We start from the raw sequence: 20156 nt of genomic DNA, 5'->3' as shown, positions 1-20156 counted from the left end.
AGCCAAATGGGTATATATTGCATCCACCCCGAGTTGATTTTGTGAAAGCGGCTGTTCAGTCGGATGAACAGCGGGCATGACCCGGCCACGACTTTTTGGCACTCTTACGCTTTTTAGGCAGGAGCAGACGATGAGCCGGACAACAAGATGGGGGCTGGTACTGGCCTTGTTATTGGGGGGCTGCGGCGGCGAAGTTCGACAAGAAGTCCGTCTGCTGAGTGGCGAACAACGCCAGGAACTGGCCAGCAGCCATATGGCCGCTGTCGTATTGGAGCAGGCCGGTGTTGAGGTGAGCATCAGCCAGGCCAATCTCGGCCAGAGCTGGCAGCGGCTGTGGGCCGGCGAGGCGGATGTCAGCCTGAGCATCTGGATGCCCGAGGCTTCGTCCCCCTTTGTGGAGCGTTTCTTCGAACGGCTGCATGATCTGGGACCCAATTACCTGGGGCCTCGTCTCGATGAGGTCGACTGGCCGGCAGGCGACAGGCCCCATACCCTGGCCCGCCGGGCCCTGGAACGGAGTGCGCCCGAGGCACTCGAGATCCTGGCCGGCTTGCGCTGGCAGCAGGAGGATCTGGAATGGGTGCTGGCCGAGTGGGAAGCCGGCGGTGATCCGAAACAGGCGGCCGAGGCCTGGCTGGCGCGAAAAGAAGGCACCGACTGAGGCGGATGCTACTCACGGTATGGATAATCTGGTCCTGCTGCTGTCCGGATCGGCGCGGGACGGCTAAGTTTTAACAGGGGAGACAGGGAGCGGGATAACAGGGTCAGCAGCCAGGCTGGCGGTCTCTCAATGTTAAAGGAGTAACATATCATGTCTTATATCCGGAACACTCTGCTCGGGATGGCGGGGTGGTTGCTGGTCGGTGCCGTTTCGGCGCAGCCGGCACAAGGTTTGATACGGGCGGGGTTCGAACCCTGTCCGAGCCCAGACCAGTCATCCGAATCCCTGGTCACCCCCTGCATGGCCATGGTGTTGTTCGGCGATACCTTCGAACCGGGCAAGGGGGCACGGTTGCTGAGGGGCGCCGGCGCCGTGGTGCGTTTCGACTTTCCCTCCCTCAACGGAGCGGCGGTATTGGTGCCGAACGAGCGGGTCTATTGGGCTCTGGTCCAGGATCAGCGTATCGTCCGGTTGATCCCGGACCGGCGGCTGGGCATTGCCGCGCCCCCCGGCAGCTGTAGCCCCTGGCCTTCCTGCAGGAACAACAACAATGATGGCGGTGATGGCGGTGATGGCGGTGATGGCGGTGATGGCGGTGATGGCGGTGATGGTGGTGGTGCGTTCAGTGACACTATCCCGGCCGGGGTGGCGCGCATCGGTGGCGATCAAGTGTGGGGAGAGAAGGCGACCGGTCTGGGTGTTACCGTTTGGGTGGTCGATACCGGTGTGGATGGCAATCATGCCGATCTGGTGGACGGCTACGCCGGCGGCGTCACCTGTCTGGGGACGGCTGCGGCGGCCAGTTGCGAACCGGATGGCGGCGCCGACGATAACGGCCATGGTACCCATGTGGCGGGGATAGCGGGTGCGCGCCGGAACAACCTCTATGTGGTGGGGGTGGCGCCGGATTCGGCCATCGCCTCGGTCAAGATACTGGACAGTACCGGTAACGGCTACGACTCCAACCTGCTGGCCGGGCTGGACCATATCGCCAGCCATGCCATCGGAGGCCGGCATGTGGTCAATATGAGCCTGGCCCGTCCGGGCAACTGCCAGCCCGGAGAGGAAGACAGCGGGGCCGTCCTTATCAGCGAGAGCTTGACCCTGCTGCAGCAGCTGGGGGTGATCGTGGTAGCGGCTGCCGGCAACGATCCCAACAAGGAGATCTCCGACATGGTGCCCGCCGGTTGTCCCCAGGCCATCGCGGTGGCCAGCACCACTGCCCAGGATGGCACCAGCAAGTGCCGGGCCTTGCACGGCAGCATTCTTGCGGACACCGCCTCCTATTTCACTACCGACGGCGCTGGCGTGGTGGTATCGGCGCCCGGCTCCAGCCGGGAGGACAACACCTGCGGCGGCATCCAGCCCAAGGGAATACTGTCTCTGGCGATGGGAGGGGGTACCACCGAAAAAAGCGGCACCAGCATGGCCGCGCCCCATGTGGCCGGATTGGCGGCCTTGATGCTGGAAGCCGCTCCGGGGCTGAGCCCGGAAACGGTGTCTTCCCTGCTCGGCTGTCACGCCACTCGGCGCGGGCAAGCCCCCCTGTCCCACCCTTTTATCAGCCAGTCTTTTGATGGCGTGAGGGAGGGCATCGCCTGGGCCCCGGCTGTGGTGGGCGCCCTGAACTGCAACTGACGACAGTGTGTTCGGGTGTCTGCCGGGCCGGTGGACGCCCGTTTCGGGGCCATCAGGCCGGCAATCCCAGTATGCTGGTGGCGATACTGAAGTAGATCAGTACCCCGCTGGCATCGGCGATGGTGGTCACCAGGGGCGCGCTGGCGGTGGCCGGGTCCCAGCCCAGCCGGTTCAGGATAAAGGGCAGGCCCATGCCGATAAGACTGCCGACCATGACGATCACCAGCATGCTCAATGACACCACCAGGGCGATATCGGTTCCGCCACGGAAGGCGCCGAGCAGGGACACCGCCAGCGCCATGGTCAGGCCCAGGCCGGCAGCCACTATCATCTCCCTTCCCAGCAGACTGCCCCAGTCCACCAGCCGCACGTCGCCGGTGGCGATGCCGCGCACCATCAGGGTGGCGGCCTGGGAGCCGGCGTTGCCGCCGCTGTCGATCAGCAGGGGCAGAAAGAACACCAGCACTATGTAGGCTTCTATGGTCTCCTCGAAATGGGCGATACCGGCGCCGGAGAAGAGATTGGCGAACACCAGCAGCAGCAGCCAGACGATGCGCTTGCGGTACAGGGTGAACAGGCTGGCATGGCGCAGGCCACCCTCCAGTTTGCCGATGGTGCCGCCTTTGTGGATGTCTTCGGTGGCTTCTTCCTCGGCCACGTCCATGGCGTCGTCGTAGGTGACGATACCCACCAGCCGCTGCTCCGCGTCCACCACCGGCAGGGCCAGCAGATCGTAGCGGCTGATAAGCCGGGCCACTTCTTCCTGGGGCAGCTCCACCTCGGCCAGGACCAGCTCCGTGGTCATCAGCGAGCGGATACCGGAGGCGGGGCTGTTCAGGATCAGCTCCCGCAGCGACAGGGTGCCGACCAGCCGGCGCCGATCGTCCAGTACATAGAGCTGGTAGATGGTTTCGGCGTCCGGCGCGGTCTGGCGCACCAGGGCCAGGGCTTCGGCCACATTGGCCAACTCGGGCACGGTGACATAGTCGGTGGTCATCAGGGCACCGGCGGTACCCTCCCGGTAGCTGGCCAGGCGGCGCACGTCTTCGCGCTGGCCCCGGGCCATGTGGCGCAGGATGGCTTCCTGGCGCGGCTCGGGCAGCTGGTTGAACAGATCCGCCCGCTCGTCGGCGTGCATCCTGGCCATCAGTGCGGCCAGTTCCCGTTCCGGCATCAGGCGGGCCAGGCTCAGTTGCCGCTCCTGTTCCAGATAGCCGAAGGTGTCGGCCTGCTCCGGCAGGGGGTGATGGCGCAGCAGGTCGAGGGCCGAGGCCGGATTTTCCTGGGTCAGGAAATCGGCCAGATCCGCCGGCTGCAGTTCGGCGATCAGGTGGGTGATGGCATTGTCATCGTGGCGGGCCATGGCGGCGCGCAGCGCTTCGGAAAGAATAGCGTAGGTCATGGTTATCTCCCGGCCGGGCCTGTCTGGCCCGTGGCGACGACCGCGGAGATGGGCGGTGGAGAGCTCTAACGGACGGCAACAGCCCCCGGCCTGTTACAAGGCTCGGAAGTGGTTGTGTGCAAACAACAACTACTGGGTTCCATTAGTATCTCTACCGTGAAGCCGGATATTCGGCGCGCGCAATCTACCCGATTTTAAGAGCCATATCAATGCGAGATGGGGGACATCCATCCCAAGAAGCTGGAACTGCAGCTCGACGGCCCGGAGAAAATGAACGACATCCCCAAGCCGCAGTAACGCCGTCCACAAGACGGCCCCTGCTGAGGGGGCGAGCTTGACATTGTCCGCCGCTCGAGCTTTGTCGTAGACTCATTTCTGTGCCAGGCGGAGCCTGGCCGCCCTTTTACCCATAACAACGAGACGCTGCCATGACCTGTGCAAATGGATTTGATGCCGACAGGGATGTCTATCGGACATTGCTGGAGTCCACCAAGGCGATTCCCTGGAAAATAGACTGGCACAGCATGACTTTCAGCTACATAGGGCCGCAGATCGAGGCGCTGCTGGGCTGGTCGCCGGACAGCTGGACCAGCGTCAACGACTGGGTGGAACGGATGCACCCGGAGGACAGGGAGCGGGTGGTGGACTTTTGCGTCAGCCAGTCCCAGGCCGGTACCGATCACGAAGCGGATTACCGGGCCCTGACCAAGAGCGGGGACTATGTGTGGATCCGTGACGTGGTGCATGTGGTGCGCAACGAGCGGGGCGAGGTGGAGTCGCTGGTCGGCTTTATGTTCGATATCAGTGAGCGCAAGCAAACCGAGCAACGGCTTCTCCAACTGCAGAAGGAACTGGAGGCGCTGTCGTTCAGGGACGGCCTCACCGGCGTGGCCAACAGGCGTATGTTCGACAAGACCCTCGAGCAGGAATGGGCCGACGCCCGGCGTCGGCGGCAACCGCTGTCGCTTGTGCTGCTGGATATCGACTGCTTCAAGGAATATAACGATCATTTCGGCCATATCCAGGGTGACAACTGCCTGATAATGGTGGCTCAGACCCTGAACCGGGCCGCGACCCGCCCCCGGGATTTCGTCGGGCGCTACGGCGGTGAGGAATTTGTGCTGATCCTGCCCGAGAGCGATACCCGGGCCGCCCGCACCGTGGCCGAGCGCTGCCAGCAGTTGCTTGGCGAGCTGGGCCTGTCTCATCCGGATGGGTGTGCCGGCCCTACCGTCACCCTCAGCCTGGGAGTGTCCACCCTCATCCCCGGTGAGGCAGACAGCCCCCTGGCCTTCCTCGAATCGGTGGACAGGCTGTTGTACCGGGCCAAGCAGCGGGGCCGCAATCGTATCGAATACGGCTGATGTCCGGCGGTCGCGGAGCGGACAACGGCCGCTATCCGTCTTTATAATGTGAACACTTTTATCAACAGGAACAGATGATTATGACCATTCTGGGAACTCCTCTTTCGGCTTCGGCCACCCGGGTGCTGCTGTGCGGCGGCGGCGAACTGGGCAAGGAAGTCGTGATAGAACTGCAGCGGCTGGGGGTGGAAGTAACAGTGGTGGATCGCTACGCCCATGCTCCGGCCATGCAGGTGGCCCACCGTTCCCACGTTATTTCCATGCTGGACGGAGCCGCGCTGCGGGAGGTGATCGAGCAGGAGCGGCCACACCTTATCGTACCCGAGATCGAGGCCATCGCCACCGACACCCTGGCCGAGCTGGAGCGGGAAGGTTTCACCGTGGTGCCCACCGCCCGTGCCACCCAGCTCACCATGAACCGGGAAGGTATCCGCCGGCTGGCGGCGGAAGAGCTGGGACTGGCCACTTCGCCCTACCGTTTCGCCGGTAGCCGGGAGGAATTCCGGGCGGCGGTGGCCGAGGTTGGCCTGCCCTGCGTGGTCAAGCCGATCATGAGCTCTTCCGGCAAGGGCCAGAGCACGGTGAAGGACGCCAGCCAGATCGAGGCCGCCTGGCTCTGTGCCCAGGAAGGAGGCCGTGCCGGCGGCGGCCGGGTGATAGTGGAAGGTTTTGTCGAGTTCGACTACGAGATCACCCTGCTGACCGTGCGCCATGCGGGCGGCACCAGCTTCTGCGCCCCCATCGGTCACCGCCAGGAGGACGGCGACTACCGGGAGTCCTGGCAGCCCCAGGCGATGACGGGTGCGGCCCAGGCCGAGGCCGAGCGGGTCGCGGAGCGGGTGACCTCCGCCTTGGGCGGCTACGGGGTGTTCGGGGTGGAGCTCTTTATCCGGGGTGATGAAGTACTGTTCAGCGAAGTGTCGCCTCGTCCCCATGACACCGGCCTGGTGACCCTGATTTCCCAGAACCTGTCCGAATTTGCCCTCCATGCCCGGGCCATCCTCGGGCTGCCGGTGCCCCTTATCCGCCAGCAGGGGCCCTCGGCATCGGCGGTGATTCTGCCGGAGGGGCACTCGACCCTGACCCGCTTCGGCAACCTGGCCGAAGCCCTGGCCGAGCCCGACACCGAATTGCGCCTGTTCGGCAAGCCTGAGATCCGGGGCCGCCGCCGCATGGGGGTGGCCCTGGCCCGTGGCGAGAGCATTGATGTCGCCCGGGACAAGGCCCGCCGCAGCGCGGCCGCGGTCAAGGTCGAGTTCTGACCCCTATGGCCGCGCAAGCCCGGCGTGGCCTTTCAGGCGCAGAAAAAAGGCACCGGGGTGACCGGTGCCTTCGAATTCAATGCCTTGACCGATGTTTGATCAATTCATGCCGTACTTTTTCAGCTTCTTGCGCAGGGTGCCGCGGTTGATGCCCATCATGTTGGCGGCGCGGGTCTGGTTGCCGCGGGTATATTGCATGATCACGTCCAGCATGGGCGCTTCGACTTCGGCGAGGACCAACTCATACAGCTCGGTTACTTCCTGGCCGTTGAGCTGAGCCAGGTAATTGCGCAGGGCCTGCTCCACCGAGTTGCGCAGCGGGCGCTGGGTGGGCTGCTCGGAGGTCGGAGATTTAGTAGTAGTAACCAGTGCATCGGAAGTCGTAGTTTGTTCGAACATATTCGGTCTGCTCTTCTTTTGTTCGTTAAGCTATATTCGCGAAATACTGCTCCAGAGAGTCGAGCTGTCGCTCAGCCTCTTCGAGAGCGTTGAAATCACTGCGAAAGTCACGGCCCGCGTCACTCTCTTGCAAGTACCACCCCACATGTTTCCGGGCGATCCGTACGCCCATTACCGTACCGTAAAACTCATGCAGTGCGGCAACATGTTCCCGGATCATGGCCCGCTCCTGGTCCTTGGGAAGCGGTGCGGGAGTGGTGCCCTGCTCAAGATAGTGGCGGATTTCTCTGAAAATCCATGGCCGTCCCTGGGCAGCCCGGCCAATCATGATGGCATCGGCGCCGGTGTAATCCAGTACAAAACGCGCCTTTTCCGGGCTGTCGACATCCCCATTGGCGATAACGGGAATGGAGACGGCTTGTTTTACTGCTCTGATGGTGTCGTATTCGGCTTCCCCCCTGTACATGCAGGCACGAGTACGGCCATGCACGGCCAGGGCCTGAATACCGCAGTCTTCGGCGATGCGGGCAATTTGCACGCCGTTACGGTGTTCCGGATCCCAGCCGGTACGAATCTTCAGGGTCACCGGCACCGACACTGCCTTTACCACGGCGCTGACGATAGACTCGACCAGTTCCGGGTATTGCAGCAGGGCGGAACCTGCCATCTTCTTGTTTACCTTCTTTGCCGGGCAGCCCATATTGATGTCGATAATCTGCGCGCCCTGGTCCACATTGAACCGGGCCGCCTCGGCCATCAATTCCGGATCGGCCCCGGCGATCTGGACGGAACGGATACCGGTTTCACCTTCATGATCCATACGCCGACGGGACTTGTCGGATTGCCACACCCTGGGGTTGGACGACATCATTTCCGACACGGCCATTCCGGCGCCCATGCGCAGGCACAGGGTGCGGAAGGGTCTGTCAGTCACTCCGGCCATCGGCGCCACCAGCAGTGGTGCGGACAAGTTGTAAGGACCAATTTCCATGAGAATACGGCTGTCTCGGCTCAGGGTCGCGTATCTTACGCATTTTTTAGGAGGCTGAAAAGGTCACAAATTAACCGGCGTGCATTTTTTTATAAGTCAAGATGCCCGGGCGTATTTTGTGCGAAAAACCGGCTGGGTACGCCTTTCTGGCCAGACCACTTACCGTTCGCGCCCAATTAGGCTAAGATTCCTTTTCGCGATCCTAGATGACTGTTCTTATTATGTTTTTTATTCGAATTGGGATGTTGCTACTGGCTGGGATGATGATTTCAGCCTCATACGCAGCCCCTATGCCATTTGACGCCGCCTGGCGCCAGGTGCGGGCTCAGCACCAGGGACTGGCCGCGGAGCAGGCCAATGTGAGCAAGGCCGAGGCCCAGCAACGGGCCGCGAGGGCCCTGTTTCTGCCCCAACTGGACGCCAGCGCCACTTATCTGCACCTGGATCGCAAGATGGAGCTCAAGGGCTCGGATCTGAACCTGAATCAGGTACATACGGGGAATGCGGGGCTGGATGCGGTGATCCAGGACGTGGCGGCCGGTATCGCCGGTCTGACCCTGCCGCTGGTGGATCAGAACCTGGTGCGGGCCTCGGTGACCGCCCTGTGGCCGCTGTTTACCGGTGGGCGCATTAGCGCCGCTCAGGATATTCGCGCCGCCCAGCTGGATGAAGCCAGGGAGCAGCTGCGGCTGAAAGAGCAGGCCTTGTTCGAAACCCTGGCCGAGCGCTACTTCACCGTGGTACTGGCACGGGAACTGCTGGACACCCGGGAACGGAGCCGCGACAGCCTGGCCCGTCACCATGAACATGCGCTTAAACTGGAGCAGCAGGGACAGATGGCGCGCATCGAGCGGCTGTCGGCGGAGGCCGCCTATCACAATGCGCGGGTCGAGGCGGACAACGCCCGCCGCAACCTGGAACTGGCCGAGCTGGCCTTTCGGGAACTGGTGGCGAGCCCGGTGGCCACCCCGGCCAACCCGCTCTTTATCGGGCCCGATCTCGAGGGGCTGGAGGGCTTTATCGAACGGATGGAGGCCAGCCATCCGGCGCTCAAGGTGCTGGCGGCCAAACTGGAACAGGCGGATGGTGCCATCCGGGCCGAGCAGGGCCGCTATTATCCCGAGGTGTTCGCCTTCGGCAACTATTCGTTGCACGAGCGGGATTCCATCACCTCCCAGATAAGCCCCGACTGGGTAGTGGGCCTGGGGGTCAAGGTCGCGCTGGTAGACAGGAGTGGCCGTGGCGGCTTGGTGGAAGCGGCCCGCAGTGCCGAGCTGCAGGTGCGCCATCTTGGTGCCCAGACCCGTCAGGATCTGCGTCTGCTGGTGGAAAAAACCTGGCGCCAGGCCCGGCAGGCACGAGAGCAATTCGAAGCACTGGCCTCCACCCTGGCCCTGGCCGAAGAAAACCTGCGTTTGCGCCAGCACGCTTTCACCCAGGGTCTGTCCACCAGCCTGGAAGTGACCGATGCCGAGCTGCGCCTGTCCGGGGCCCGCACCCAGCAGCAGGCCGCCGCCTATCAGTACGTGGTGTCCCTGGCCCGCTTGCTGGCGGTTTCCGGCCAGCCCGACACCTTTACTCAATATCAACAGCAAGCCGCCGTGCAAGGTAACCGATGAATAAAGCAAAGATCGCTCTTTTGGTAGTGGTAGCCGGCCTGGCTATCTGGCTGGTGTGGCATTTTTACCGGGCCTACCAGCCGGCACCGCTGCGTATCCAGGGCCAGCTTGAAGCCCAGCAGTATCAGGTGTCGAGCAAGATCGGCGGCCGTATCGACAAGGTTCTGGTGCGCAAGGGCGATCGGCTGGAGCGGGGTGAGCCGGTGTTCACCCTGGCCAGCCCCGAGCTTGAGGCCAGGCTGATGCAGGCCGAAGCGGGGCGGGACGCGGCCCGGGCCCAGGCCGACGAGGCCGAGCGCGGCGCCCGCCGCCAACAGGTGCAGGCGGCGCGGGATCAGTGGCAGCAGGCGCGGGCGGCGGAGCAGCTCTACCACAAGACCTACCAACGTATCCAGAACCTCTATCAGGAAGGGGTGGTGTCGTTGCAGCAACGGGACGAGGCCCATACCCAGTGGCAGTCGGCCCGGCTGACGGCCAGCGCCGCCTATCAGCAGTTCGAAATGGCGGAGGAAGGCGCGCGGGAAGAGCAGATCCGCGCCGCTCAAAGCCAACTGGCCAGGGCCGATGGCGCCGTTGCCGAGGTCAGTGCCTACACCGAGGAAACCCGGGTGCTGAGCCCGCACCGGGGTGAGGTCACCAAGGTACTGCTGCAGGCGGGCGAGCTGGCACCCCAGGGTTTTCCGGTGGTAATGCTGACCGACATGGATGACGCCTGGGCCCTGTTCCATGTACGGGAAGATCTGCTGTCCCGGCTGCCCATGGGCGAGGAGGTCGAGGTTTACATTCCCGCACTGGACGAACGTTTTCCCTTCGTGGTCAGTCATATCGGGGTCATGGGCGACTTCGCCACCTGGCGCGCCACCGATGCGGGCAAGGGCTTCGATCTGCGCAGCTTCGAGCTGGAAGCCAGGCCCAAGGCGCCCATCGCGGGGTTGCGTGCCGGCATGACCCTGGTGGTCGAACTCTGATGCTGCGCGAATGGCAGGCGCTATGGCAGGACCCCTGGCAGCGAGCCCTGCTGCTGATCGGCCCCCTTGTCCTCTTCCTGCTGCTGGGTGCCCTGTTTGGCAACGGCCAGCCCCGGGGCCTGCCGGTGGCCCTGGTAGACAAGGATGGCTCCAGCCTGTCCCGCACCCTGGGCCGCTATCTGGCGGCCTCGCCCAGCCTGGCGGTAACCGGTTTCGGCGATGAGCAGGAGGCCTACCACGCCCTGCGCGCCGGCAGGCTCTATGGCGTAGTGCTGGTGCCGCCCGGCTTCGAGGCGGATCTGCGGCTGCAGCGCCAGCCCAGGCTGGAGGCGGTGTACAATGGTCAGTTCATGCTGGTGGGCAAGCTGGTGAACAGTGCCCTCGCCCAGGTGAGTGGCCAGCTCAACGCCGAGCTCGGTACCCTGCAGGCGCTGGCGGTGCGTCCGGTGGCGTCCGCGGCCCTGGGCCAGGCCCAGCCGATCCGGCCCCAGCTCACAGCGCTCTATAACGGCAACAGCGATTACCGTCGCTTCCTGCTGAGTGCGGCCCTGCCCGCCCTGTTGCAGATCCTGGTGGTGGCCGCCGCCCTGCTGGGCCTGGACCGGCGATGCCGGCAGCCCGGGCTGCGGCTCGATGGCCGTTTGCTGGGGCGACTCTGGTTGAGCTATACCGGCTATGGCCTGCTCTACGGCACCCTGATGCTGGCGCTGATGTTCGGACTCTGGGGCTGGCCGTTGCAGGGCGGGCTGTTTCCGCTGTTGCTGGGGCTGGCCGCCATGAGTGCCGCCGCCAGCCTGCTCGGCTTCGCCCTCTATGTGCTGAGTTTCGATCCCACCCGGGGCCTGAGCCTGGCGGCGGCGCTGACCGCGCCTTCCTTCGCCTTTCTCGGGATCAGCTTTCCCGCCGCCGACATGAGCGGCTTCGCCCAGTTCTGGCGCCTGTTGCTGCCCGCCAGCCACTATGTGGAGCTGCAGAGCGGCCAGCTCTATTACGGTGAGGGCTGGGGGGCTGCCCTGGGGCGGTTTTGGCCCTTCCTCTGCTACCTGCCGCTGCTGGGGCTGGTCCGGCTCAAGGCCGCCCGGAGGCCGACATGACCCTGTGGCAGGCGATAAGGGCGGAGCTGGCCCGGCTCGGGGCCGACAAGGCGGTCCTGCTGACGGTGTTCGGCGGCGTGCTGTTCTATTCCTTTCTTTATCCCACCCCCTATCTGCGCCAGGAGGTGAGCCAGGTACCCCTGGTGCTGGTGGATCAGGACGGCACCCAGGCCTCGCGCCGGCTGGCCTTTATGGCCGACGCCAGCCCCAAGGTCCGGCTGGCGGGCCGGGCGGCGACCCTGGCCGAGGCGCAGTCCTGGCTGGATGGCGAGCGGGCCTTCGGCATCTTGCTGATCCCCGACGGCTTTCACCGGGATCTGTTGCTGGGCCGGCCGGTGACGGTGGGCATCGCCGCCAACAACGGCTACTTCCTGATCTACGGCGCCCTGGCCGAGGGCCTGGTGGGGGCGAGTGCCACCCTGGGCGCCGAGATAAAAGTCTCCCGTCTCTCCGCCACCGGCCTGCCGCTGACGGCCGCAAGCGAACGGCACAGCCCCTTCGTGCTGCAGGCGAGGCCCCTGTTCAACCCGGGCCAGGGCTACCTGGGCTATGTGATTCCGGCGGTGTTCCTGCTGATTTTGCACCAGACCCTGCTGATCGGTGCCGGCCTGCTCAGCGTGCCCGGGGGGAGGGAAGGGGGCCTGGTGGCCCGGGTGGGGATCCTGACACTCGTCTACCTGGTACTCAGCCTCTACTATTTCGGCTGGTCCTTCGAGCGCTACCAGGTACCGCGGCAGGGACGGCCGTTGGAACTGTTGCTGTTCCTGCTGCCCTTCTTTATTGCCACCGCCCTGCTCGGCTGTTTGCTCGGTCGACTGGCCCGACGGCGGGAGCGGGTTACCCTGCTGGTACTGCTGAGTTCATTGCCGCTGGTATTCGTGGCCGGTTTTATCTGGCCGGTGGAGGCGCTGCCGCCCTGGCTCGATGTCCTGGCCCAGCTGGCGCCGAGCACCCAGGGCATCAAGGGCATGCTCAGGCTGAACCAGATGGGGGCGGACTTCGCCCAGGTGCTGCCCTACTGGGGCGGCCTGTGGGCCCAGGTGGCGGTGCTGGGGGGATGGCTCTGGGCCTTGGGGTGGCGGGGACGGCGGCTGGTGGAGAGCTGATTAGCCATGGCCAGCTTCCGTGAAGGTGGACATCGCAAGAGACCGCACGGTGCCAAACTGGCTTGGGTTCCAGATAGCTCTTTTATGGCCCCCGCCTTCGCGGGGGGACCATTATTAAACAAGGATGCCGACGGGGAATGGGCGTTGCCGATTCAGCGCTTGCTGCCGCTCAGCCGGGCCCACTCTTCCCGGAACACCGGGGGCTCCATGGCGAACCACTGCTCGTACACCTGATTCAGGCCTTCGGCCTGGGTTTCCAGTATGCCGGAGAGGGCCAGCTGGCCACCGGGCCTGACCAGCTCGCTGATGAGCGGCGACAGCTCCTTGAGCGGCCCCGCCAGTATATTGGCCACCACCACGTCGGCTTGCAGCCCTGCGGGCTGATCCTGGGGCAGGTAGACGCTCAGCCGCTCTGCCACGCCGTTGCGCTCGGCGTTGTCACGGCTGGCCTGCAGCGCCTGGGGATCGATATCGATGCCAATCACTTCCCTGGCACCGAGCTTGAGTGCCGCCAGCGCCAGTATGCCGGAGCCGCAGCCGAAGTCGATCACGGTTTTGTCATGCAGATCCTGGCCGTCCAGCCACTCCAGGCACAGGGCGGTGGTGGGGTGGGTGCCGGTGCCGAAGGCCAGGCCCGGATCCAGCATCACGTTGACCGCGGAGGGGTCAGGCACCTCGCGCCAGCTGGGGCAGATCCACAGCCGCTGGCCGAAGCGCATGGGGTGGAAACTGTCCATCCACTCGCGTACCCAGTCCTTGTCTTCCAGCTGCTCGACCTTGTACACCAGATCCTTGCGATAGAACTTGCGCATAAAGTCGAGCACCGGGGCCGGGTCTGTTTCGGCATCGAACAGGCCGATCACCACGGTGTCGTCCCACAGCAGGGTTTCTCCGGGCAGGGGCTCGAACACCGGCTTGTCTTCGGCGTCCATGTAGGTTACGGCCTGGGCGCCGCGCCCCATCAGCATGTTGCTGACCTTGTCGGCGGTCTTTTCGGTGGCGTTAATGCGAATTTGTATCCAGGGCATGGCGTCGCTTCATGATTCTGTAAAGGAGCGATTCTACCATTGGTGTGGCCTGCTGTCCTGTCGGCAGGCAGACCTTACCTTGTGAATCGGGTTGGATTCTGCCCCGGCCGCTGATGCGGTCGGGGTATTTTTTCAGGCGTTTCCGAACAGCTCGCGGACTTCGGATGGCGGCGGCGGGCTCAGCAATGAACCCAGTATATAGGCCAGACCGGAGAGGGACAGGCTCGGCACTATGGCGTGCAGCCCCAGGGGCTTGATGCCGAAATGCAGCAGCAGGCCATAGCTCAGGGCTCCGGTTACCATTGAGGCCAGTGCCCCGGTGGCGTTGCCGCGCCACCAGTACAGCCCCAGTACCAGCGGCCAGAAGAAGATGGCCTGCAGCGCCCCGAAGGCCATCAGGTTGAGCCAGATGATCATGTCCGGCGGGCTCAGGGCCGCCCACAGCACGACCAGCCCCAGCCCCAGGGTCACCAGCCGGCTGGCGCGTTTGATGGCGGTGGGCGAGGGCGGGGTACGGCACAGGTAGTTGAGGTAGAGATCCTTCACCAGGGTAGCCGAAGCCTGGATCAACTGGGAGTCGATGGTCGACATGATGGCGGCCATGGGGCCGGCGAGGAAGAGCCCGGCCACCACCGGCGGCAGCACCGCCAGCATCAGGGTGGGCATTACCTTGTCGGGCACGGTCAGTTCCGGCAGCAGCACCCGGCCCAGGGCACCGGCGAAATGCATGCCGAACATCAGTACGGCGCCCACCAGGGTACCGATGATAATACCTTTATGCATGGCGGCACTGTCCTTGTAGGCCAGGCAACGCACCGCCGAATGGGGCAGTCCGATCACCCCGAAACACACCAGCACCCAGAACGACAGCATAAAGCTCATGCCGAGCAAACCGTCCGGTCCTTGCGGGCTGACCAGGCCGGGGTCGATGTCGGCCAGCCCCGCAAACAGGGCCGAGGCGCCCCCGCCGGCGTGCAGCACTCCGGCCAGCAGCACCAGGGTGCCGAGCAACATCAGCACCCCCTGTACCGCATCGGTGATCACCACGGCGCGAAAACCGCCGATCAGGGTATAAAGCAGCACCGTCATCGCGAACAGCATCAGGCCACCCTCGTAGGGCAGTCCGGTCACGGTTTCCAGCAGCCGGGCACCCCCGATAAACTGCACCACCATGGTGGCGACGAAGGCGGCGAGCAGGCCAAGTGCGGCCAGCACCACCACCAGCGGGCTCTGGTATCGGGCCCGCAGCATGTCGTTGATGGTCAGGGCATTGACCTTGCGGGCAATATGGGCGAACTGCTTGCCCAATACCCCGAGCGTGAGCCAGACCGTCGGCACCTGGATCATGGCCAGCAGCACCCAGCCCAGTCCCAGCCGGTAGGCCGCGCCCGGCCCGCCAATAAAGGAGGAGGCGGAAGCATAGGTCGCCACCATGGTCATGGCCAGTACGAAGCCGCCCATGGATCTGTTGCCCAGGAAGTAGTCCTGCACGAAGCTGCCCTCCACCGGACGGCGGCTGAGCCAGAATCCCAGGCCCAGCATGGCGGAGAGGTAGATGACCAGCGGGATCAGCAGCTCAAGGTTCATGGTGGTCTCCCAGCTCGACCGGCCGGAATCCGCGCCGCACCATCAGGATGCACAGCAGCACGAACAGCAGCGGGTTGAACAGACAGCTCAGCACAAACCACAGCGGCCAGCCGGCCAGGTTCAGTCCGGGCGGTACCAGATAGGCGGTGGCGGCCCAGCCGGCCAGGTACAGCAAGGCCAGCGTCACGCTCAGGACGGCTTCCCGGCGGGCGATATGGACGATATTGGTCATGTGGGGTCCCCTTTGCAGGGGGCGAAGGATAGCAGCCTCATGTTTGCTGGATCAATAAGAGGGACGTGGGGAAGCCCCCCATATATGGGATCACGGCTTCCCGGCGGCGTTGGCCCTTTGGCCAACTTCTTGGGTGATAACGGACGGCTTTGTCAACAAGCTTGGCGACCCTGCTTTATTCGCGGCCATGCCGTTATCTGGCCGGTGTCTCAGTCGAGGAAGCCTTCTCCCGCCGCGGCGACGAAGGCGATTTCCACCAGGTAGCCGGGGTTGGCCAGCTCCGCCTTGACGCAGGCGCGGCTGGGCGCCGTGCCTTCGGCGAACCAGGCGTCCCACACTTCGTTGAAAGCCGCCAGGTTGATGAAGTCGGTCAGATAGATGGTGACCGACAGCAAGCGGGATTTGTTGCTGTCGATCTTGGCCAGAGCCAGTTCGGCCTGGGCCAGTACCTGGGCGGTCTGCCCCTGGATATCGGTGCCGAGATCGCCTTCCGGCACCTCGACAAAATGGGCGATGCCGTTGAATACGGTAATGTCGGACCAGCGTCGGGTCGGATTGATGCGATGGATCTTCATGATATGACTCCTTCAGGTGGGCTTCGGGCGGATATTCTAAATAACTGATCCTAATAGTGCTACATCGACCGGGCACCGCACGCAGACACGCCGTGAACCCATCCCTGGGGGCTCCGCCACGCCATCCCTGGCGCGGAGGGTCTGCTTAGCGAAACCCTGTCGCTGTCGGTAGTGATCTACCAATCGGAACAGTTATTTAGCGGCCTGGGTGGGGAAAGCGAGCCGCGCCGCCAGGCGAAGCCCTCAGGGAGTGTGTGTCTGCGTGCGGTATCCGGTTGATGCAGCGATATTAGGAGCGGTCAGTTGGCTCCGCCCACGATGGTTTGCGGATCGTGCGCAGCCGCTACCATCGCAAGGAGACGCTCGCTAGGAGCCGTTGGTGGCATCGGTCTTGCGATGCATGGGGGCTCATTACGGGAATTACCTATTTGCTGAGTTTTACCGGTTATTTATAATCTGTAAATTAATCATATTTTAGTCTTTTATTCTGTTTATTTGGTTATGTTGATATAATATTTTTATTTGGTGTGTTTCTGATACGATTAAATAGCTGTTCCGATTGGTAGATCAATCAAGACAGTGTGCGGTACCCGGTCGATGCCGCACCATTAGGATCAGTGATTCAATCCACTGATTCATTGGTAACCGTCGATTGGCTCTGGTCTGCCACTGGTATAACCGACGAACTTCAACGGCTTTCAGGTGGGCAGGTCGATCCCGTTGTTGGCGACCGACCATGAAAGGTTTAGCCATGCTGGCGGAATGTCCCGCCTATACATCGATAGCCTGCCGGTAGGAGGTATTGATCATCAGGAGTAACCAGCGCAGGTCTTGGGGCGGGATGTTATTTGGTTTTTTAACAAGGTGTGTTGATTCCATTGTCATGGCGATGTGCCCCCATGAATATCACAGATATCCAGACGGTAAGATTCGATGCTGCATGTGCGGTTTTGTTAGGGAGGAGTCTAAAGTTATCAAAAAACATCCAGAACCTTTCGGTAGAACTACAGATGAGGAGTGATTTATTTATTTTTGAAAATTGATTGTTTTTCCCCTTTGCTCATGTTGTTTGTGTTATTTGTTTATTTTTCTGACATCTCCATAATGGGGATGTCAGTTTTTTATTATGTTCCTCAATGGAATAAATAGTTATTCCCAACTCTGCTATCTAACAGGTTTCATCAACCGGTTGACAAGAGGGCGCAGTTCTGGTGGGAATGAAAAACGGAGGAGGTTGTAAGAAAATGCTTTATGTTATCAATGGACGCCTTGTTTTCAATGATGAAGACGGTAGCATCCGTTTGTCAGGAGAGGATGAAGTTTTCGCTCTGCTCCCTTCGCCTGCCTCCAGATTACTATCCTACTTTATTGAACATAATGGCAGGAATATATCCCGTGATGAATTGCTTTCCGAAGTATGGGATAAATATGGTTTGGTGGCGTCCGGAAATAATTTGAACAATTATGTTTCCATGCTGCGCAGGAGCTTGTCTGAAGCCGGTGAAAATGAACTGATTGTCACGATCCCCCGCTTTGGATTCAGCTTCAATGCCGGTGTACAGGTTGAAGGTGGTGGCAAAGCCGTTCACAACTCGAATGAATTTTCTGACTCTATTTTTGGACATGGCGTTTTTATAATAAGGGATAAGCCATATTTACTTAAAGCAGGGCTTATTCTGGCCATGGTAGTATTAATGATGCTGACCTATCTAGGTACAAAAAAACTGTGGTCTACCGAGGTGGTAGAGTACCAGGTAAACTTGGGGAGTATAGATAACTGTAAGGTTTATACTGTTATCGGGGTGAAGTCTGCGCACGTCCATTCCGACGATATGCTGAATAATGTCAGCGAAAGATTAAAGGAGTTAAAGCTGAGTTGTTCCCAGCCAGCCGAAGTCTATTATTTTGAGAATGCCGACTGGTTATGGAGCAAGAAAGGAGGCGTTAAAGGCGCATACTTTGTTGCCTATTGTCCGTCTGGTTTTAAAGAGCGGGCGCATTACTCACATTGTGAAAACATATCTTTATACGAATATCAGTAATATTATGATTTTGATTAACAAAAACAATATCTTCTTTGTTTGCCTTGGTGTCTTGCTATCAATAGCACTGCTATCTTACTTTTTATGTGACGCAGAACTTCCATCGTGCCGCGCTGACCTGGTGACCATCAAACGAACGGGTAATATTGATAACCAGATTACATCGGCCGGAATTGACATTATTACCTTTGATAATAAAAAGGGTGTGATGCAGGTGTTTGGTGAGGTTTTTGAGAATGAAAGAAGACATCGAATAGTAAGAAGATCCTATTTTAACTATGAACGGGTAGATGGGGCGTATCTGCTTAATATTGAAAAGCGTGATAAATCCCCATTGGATGATTCGATGAATAACAGGATTATTCCGCCATTCAATATGGATGAGGAAATGGTTATTTTTGAAGTCTCCAGAATGGATGTGGATCGGAGTAAATTCATATTCAAGCAGTTTGGTGTTCCCATGTTTGTCTGTGTTAGTAACAATTGAATGGCTGATAAATAACTGTTCCTAATACAGCTACATAAACCGGGCTCCACACGCAGACACGGCACCTGTCTCTGGGGGCTCCGTCGCGCTATCCCTGTTAGTGGTACCTGGTCGCTGTCGAGAGTGTTCTACCATTCGGAACAGTTATTTAATGTCCAAATCAAGATGAAATAACTCAATAAGCATTGAGCCTGTCTAACGGAGTAGGCTCATCGCCACAAACGATAACGGCGCCTTGCGGCGCCGTTATTTAATGCGGAAAACCTTCGGATTACTCTGTCGTCGCACTCGCGAAAGCGGGAACCCGCTGCTCCTGGTCACCTCCGCCTTGACGGCGGTGACAAAGAACGGTCATCCCGCTTACAACCCCAGCTTTTTCTCGAGATAGTGGATGTTGGTTCCGCCGTTGCGGAAGTTTTCATCGCTCATGATCTCTTTGTGCAGCGGGATATTGGTCTTGATACCCTCGATCACCAGCTCGTTCAGGGCGTGTTTCATGCGGGCGATGGCGATATCGCGGTTCTCGCCGTAGCAGATCAGCTTGCCGATCATGGAATCGTAGTAGGGGGGTACCCGGTAGCCGGCATAGATGTGCGAATCCCAGCGCACGCCCAGGCCACCCGGTGAGTGGAAGCGCTTGATTTCACCCGGGCTCGGGATAAAGTTTTTCGGGTCTTCGGCGTTGATCCGGCACTCGATGGCATGGCCGCGGATCACCACCTGATCCTGAGTGATGGACAGGGGCTGGCCGGCGGCGATGCGCAGCTGCTCCTTGATCAGGTCTACGCTGGTGATCATCTCGGTCACCGGATGCTCCACCTGAATACGGGTGTTCATCTCGATAAAGTAGAACTCGCCGTTTTCGTAGAGAAACTCGAAGGTGCCGGCGCCGCGGTAGCCGATGTCCACACAGGCCCGGCAGCAGCGCTCGCCGATAAATTTGCGCATCTCGGCGGTAATGCCCGGAGCCGGGGCTTCTTCCACCACTTTCTGGTGACGGCGCTGCATGGAGCAGTCGCGCTCGCCCAGGTGGATGGCGTTGCCCTGGCCGTCGGCCAGCACCTGGATCTCGATATGGCGCGGGTTTTCCAGGTATTTCTCCATGTACACCATGTCGTTGCCGAAGGCGGCACCGGCCTCGGCCTTGGTCATGGCGATGGCTTTTTCCAGCTCGTTCTCGGCGCGCACCACGCGCATGCCGCGACCACCGCCGCCGCCGGCGGCCTTGATGATCACTGGGTAACCGATACGCTTGGCAATGGTGGCATTGCGCTTGGTATCTTCACCGATGGGGCCGTCGGAGCCGGGTACACAGGGCACACCGGCTTTTTTCATGGCTTCGATGGCGGATACCTTGTCGCCCATCAGGCGGATAGTATCGGCGCGCGGGCCGATAAAGATAAAGCCGGACTTTTCCACCTGGTCGGCGAAATCGGCGTTTTCCGCCAGGAAGCCGTAACCGGGGTGAATGGCCACGGCATCGGTGACTTCGGCGGCGGCGATGATGGAGGGAACATTCAGGTACGACTGGCTGGCCTGATTACCACCGATACAGATGGACTCGTCGGCCAGCAGCACATGCTTGAGTTCACGGTCCGCGGTGGAGTGAACCGCCACTGTCTTGATCCCCAGCTCCTTGCAGGCGCGCAGGATCCTCAGTGCGATTTCACCGCGGTTGGCGATGACTACTTTATCCAGCAT

The 20156-nt window shown here is 61.2% G+C and carries 18 protein-coding genes; 10 read left to right on the top strand and 8 right to left on the bottom strand.

The annotated features are described in order from the left end of the window. Positions 1–130 precede the first annotated feature (130 nt). Both ACEVBK_RS15155 and ACEVBK_RS15150 read left to right on the top strand, forming a co-directional pair. Positions 131–661: a glycine betaine ABC transporter substrate-binding protein gene (locus ACEVBK_RS15155; protein WP_375055746.1), complete on the top strand. Its 531-nt coding sequence runs from the start codon at positions 131–133 to the stop codon at positions 659–661. A gap of 150 nt (positions 662–811) precedes the next feature. Then, positions 812–2299, top strand: a complete 1488-nt coding sequence (locus ACEVBK_RS15150) for a S8 family serine peptidase (RefSeq protein ID WP_375055745.1) — start codon at positions 812–814, stop codon at positions 2297–2299. Positions 2300–2351: 52 nt separating this feature from the next. Here ACEVBK_RS15150 and mgtE read toward each other — a convergent pair whose 3' ends face one another. Continuing rightward, a complete protein-coding gene (mgtE, locus tag ACEVBK_RS15145; RefSeq protein WP_375055744.1) occupies positions 2352–3701 on the bottom strand; it encodes a magnesium transporter in 1350 nt (449 codons plus the stop codon). 428 nt (positions 3702–4129) lie between these two features. On the opposite strand from mgtE, the gene ACEVBK_RS15140 reads away from it, so the two are divergent. Next, positions 4130–5065 (top strand): diguanylate cyclase domain-containing protein, encoded by a 936-nt coding sequence (locus ACEVBK_RS15140; RefSeq protein ID WP_375055743.1) that lies wholly within the window; start codon positions 4130–4132, stop codon positions 5063–5065. Between the two features lie 86 nt (positions 5066–5151). Beyond that, positions 5152–6327, top strand: coding sequence for a formate-dependent phosphoribosylglycinamide formyltransferase (purT, locus tag ACEVBK_RS15135; protein WP_375058586.1), 1176 nt, complete (start codon positions 5152–5154; stop codon positions 6325–6327). Between the two features lie 99 nt (positions 6328–6426). Here purT and fis read toward each other — a convergent pair whose 3' ends face one another. Together fis and dusB are read right to left on the bottom strand one after the other, a co-directional pair. Continuing rightward, positions 6427–6726, bottom strand: a complete 300-nt coding sequence (gene fis, locus ACEVBK_RS15130) for a DNA-binding transcriptional regulator Fis (RefSeq protein WP_094038614.1) — start codon at positions 6724–6726, stop codon at positions 6427–6429. 25 nt (positions 6727–6751) lie between these two features. Continuing rightward, a complete protein-coding gene (dusB, locus tag ACEVBK_RS15125) occupies positions 6752–7717 on the bottom strand; it encodes a tRNA dihydrouridine synthase DusB (protein ID WP_375055742.1) in 966 nt (321 codons plus the stop codon). 263 nt (positions 7718–7980) lie between these two features. Between dusB and ACEVBK_RS15120 the strand changes: the two genes are divergently transcribed. From ACEVBK_RS15120 to ACEVBK_RS15105, 4 genes are read left to right on the top strand one after another with little or no spacing between them, the layout of a single operon-like run. Beyond that, positions 7981–9336, top strand: a complete 1356-nt coding sequence (locus tag ACEVBK_RS15120) for a TolC family protein (RefSeq protein WP_375058585.1) — start codon at positions 7981–7983, stop codon at positions 9334–9336. Next, complete coding sequence (locus ACEVBK_RS15115; protein ID WP_375055741.1) at positions 9333–10304, top strand: HlyD family secretion protein; 972 nt, start codon at positions 9333–9335, stop codon at positions 10302–10304. The genes ACEVBK_RS15120 and ACEVBK_RS15115 overlap by 4 nt, the downstream gene beginning before the upstream one ends. Continuing rightward, the gene (locus ACEVBK_RS15110) at positions 10304–11398 is read left to right on the top strand and encodes an ABC transporter permease (RefSeq protein ID WP_375055740.1); all 1095 of its coding nucleotides are present in this window, start codon (positions 10304–10306) and stop codon (positions 11396–11398) included. The genes ACEVBK_RS15115 and ACEVBK_RS15110 overlap by 1 nt, the downstream gene beginning before the upstream one ends. Then, the gene (locus ACEVBK_RS15105; protein WP_375055739.1) at positions 11395–12504 is read left to right on the top strand and encodes an ABC transporter permease; all 1110 of its coding nucleotides are present in this window, start codon (positions 11395–11397) and stop codon (positions 12502–12504) included. The genes ACEVBK_RS15110 and ACEVBK_RS15105 overlap by 4 nt, the downstream gene beginning before the upstream one ends. Before the next feature lie 152 nt (positions 12505–12656). On the opposite strand, the gene prmA is transcribed toward ACEVBK_RS15105, so the two are convergent. The 4 genes from prmA to ACEVBK_RS15085 all read right to left on the bottom strand — a co-directional run bounded on the left by prmA (position 12657) and on the right by ACEVBK_RS15085 (position 15926). Continuing rightward, a complete protein-coding gene (gene prmA / locus ACEVBK_RS15100) occupies positions 12657–13532 on the bottom strand; it encodes a 50S ribosomal protein L11 methyltransferase (protein WP_375055738.1) in 876 nt (291 codons plus the stop codon). Between the two features lie 132 nt (positions 13533–13664). After that, positions 13665–15119, bottom strand: coding sequence for a sodium/pantothenate symporter (panF, locus tag ACEVBK_RS15095; protein ID WP_375055737.1), 1455 nt, complete (start codon positions 15117–15119; stop codon positions 13665–13667). Then, positions 15109–15351: a YhdT family protein gene (locus tag ACEVBK_RS15090; RefSeq protein WP_375055736.1), complete on the bottom strand. Its 243-nt coding sequence runs from the start codon at positions 15349–15351 to the stop codon at positions 15109–15111. Before ACEVBK_RS15090 ends, panF begins: the two co-directional genes overlap by 11 nt. A 209-nt stretch (positions 15352–15560) precedes the next feature. Next, positions 15561–15926, bottom strand: a complete 366-nt coding sequence (locus ACEVBK_RS15085; protein ID WP_375055735.1) for a RidA family protein — start codon at positions 15924–15926, stop codon at positions 15561–15563. Between the two features lie 1217 nt (positions 15927–17143). Here ACEVBK_RS15085 and ACEVBK_RS15080 point away from each other — a divergent pair. Then, complete coding sequence (locus ACEVBK_RS15080) at positions 17144–17968, top strand: transcriptional regulator (protein WP_375055734.1); 825 nt, start codon at positions 17144–17146, stop codon at positions 17966–17968. Positions 17969–17972: 4 nt separating this feature from the next. Next, complete coding sequence (locus ACEVBK_RS15075) at positions 17973–18455, top strand: hypothetical protein (RefSeq protein ID WP_375055733.1); 483 nt, start codon at positions 17973–17975, stop codon at positions 18453–18455. 360 nt (positions 18456–18815) lie between these two features. On the opposite strand, the gene accC is transcribed toward ACEVBK_RS15075, so the two are convergent. Further along, positions 18816–20156: an acetyl-CoA carboxylase biotin carboxylase subunit gene (gene accC, locus ACEVBK_RS15070; protein ID WP_375055732.1), complete on the bottom strand. Its 1341-nt coding sequence runs from the start codon at positions 20154–20156 to the stop codon at positions 18816–18818.

It is taken from the genome of Zobellella sp. DQSA1 (assembly GCF_041950555.1).
In the GTDB taxonomy this organism is placed as follows: Bacteria; Pseudomonadota; Gammaproteobacteria; order Enterobacterales; family Aeromonadaceae; genus Oceanimonas.
Note: the sequence above shows the minus strand (reverse complement) of the source record. Positions and strands in the feature narration are given on the sequence as shown.

Bases quoted from the DNA above. Each gene is read 5' to 3' on its own strand.
- ACEVBK_RS15115 (WP_375055741.1), top strand. From the start codon at position 9,333: ATGAATAAAGCAAAGATCGCTCTTTTGGTAGTGGTAGCCGGCCTGGCT.
- dusB (WP_375055742.1), bottom strand. From the start codon at position 7,717: ATGGAAATTGGTCCTTACAACTTGTCCGCACCACTGCTGGTGGCGCCG.
- ACEVBK_RS15075 (WP_375055733.1), top strand. From the start codon at position 17,973: ATGATTTTGATTAACAAAAACAATATCTTCTTTGTTTGCCTTGGTGTC.
- ACEVBK_RS15150 (WP_375055745.1), top strand. From the start codon at position 812: ATGTCTTATATCCGGAACACTCTGCTCGGGATGGCGGGGTGGTTGCTG.
- prmA (WP_375055738.1), bottom strand. From the start codon at position 13,532: ATGCCCTGGATACAAATTCGCATTAACGCCACCGAAAAGACCGCCGAC.
- ACEVBK_RS15090 (WP_375055736.1), bottom strand. From the start codon at position 15,351: ATGACCAATATCGTCCATATCGCCCGCCGGGAAGCCGTCCTGAGCGTG.
- ACEVBK_RS15120 (WP_375058585.1), top strand. From the start codon at position 7,981: ATGATTTCAGCCTCATACGCAGCCCCTATGCCATTTGACGCCGCCTGG.
- ACEVBK_RS15085 (WP_375055735.1), bottom strand. From the start codon at position 15,926: ATGAAGATCCATCGCATCAATCCGACCCGACGCTGGTCCGACATTACC.
- ACEVBK_RS15155 (WP_375055746.1), top strand. From the start codon at position 131: ATGAGCCGGACAACAAGATGGGGGCTGGTACTGGCCTTGTTATTGGGG.
- accC (WP_375055732.1), bottom strand. From the start codon at position 20,156: ATGCTGGATAAAGTAGTCATCGCCAACCGCGGTGAAATCGCACTGAGG.
- ACEVBK_RS15080 (WP_375055734.1), top strand. From the start codon at position 17,144: ATGAAAAACGGAGGAGGTTGTAAGAAAATGCTTTATGTTATCAATGGA.
- panF (WP_375055737.1), bottom strand. From the start codon at position 15,119: ATGAACCTTGAGCTGCTGATCCCGCTGGTCATCTACCTCTCCGCCATG.
- mgtE (WP_375055744.1), bottom strand. From the start codon at position 3,701: ATGACCTACGCTATTCTTTCCGAAGCGCTGCGCGCCGCCATGGCCCGC.
- ACEVBK_RS15140 (WP_375055743.1), top strand. From the start codon at position 4,130: ATGACCTGTGCAAATGGATTTGATGCCGACAGGGATGTCTATCGGACA.
- fis (WP_094038614.1), bottom strand. From the start codon at position 6,726: ATGTTCGAACAAACTACGACTTCCGATGCACTGGTTACTACTACTAAA.
- ACEVBK_RS15105 (WP_375055739.1), top strand. From the start codon at position 11,395: ATGACCCTGTGGCAGGCGATAAGGGCGGAGCTGGCCCGGCTCGGGGCC.
- ACEVBK_RS15110 (WP_375055740.1), top strand. From the start codon at position 10,304: ATGCTGCGCGAATGGCAGGCGCTATGGCAGGACCCCTGGCAGCGAGCC.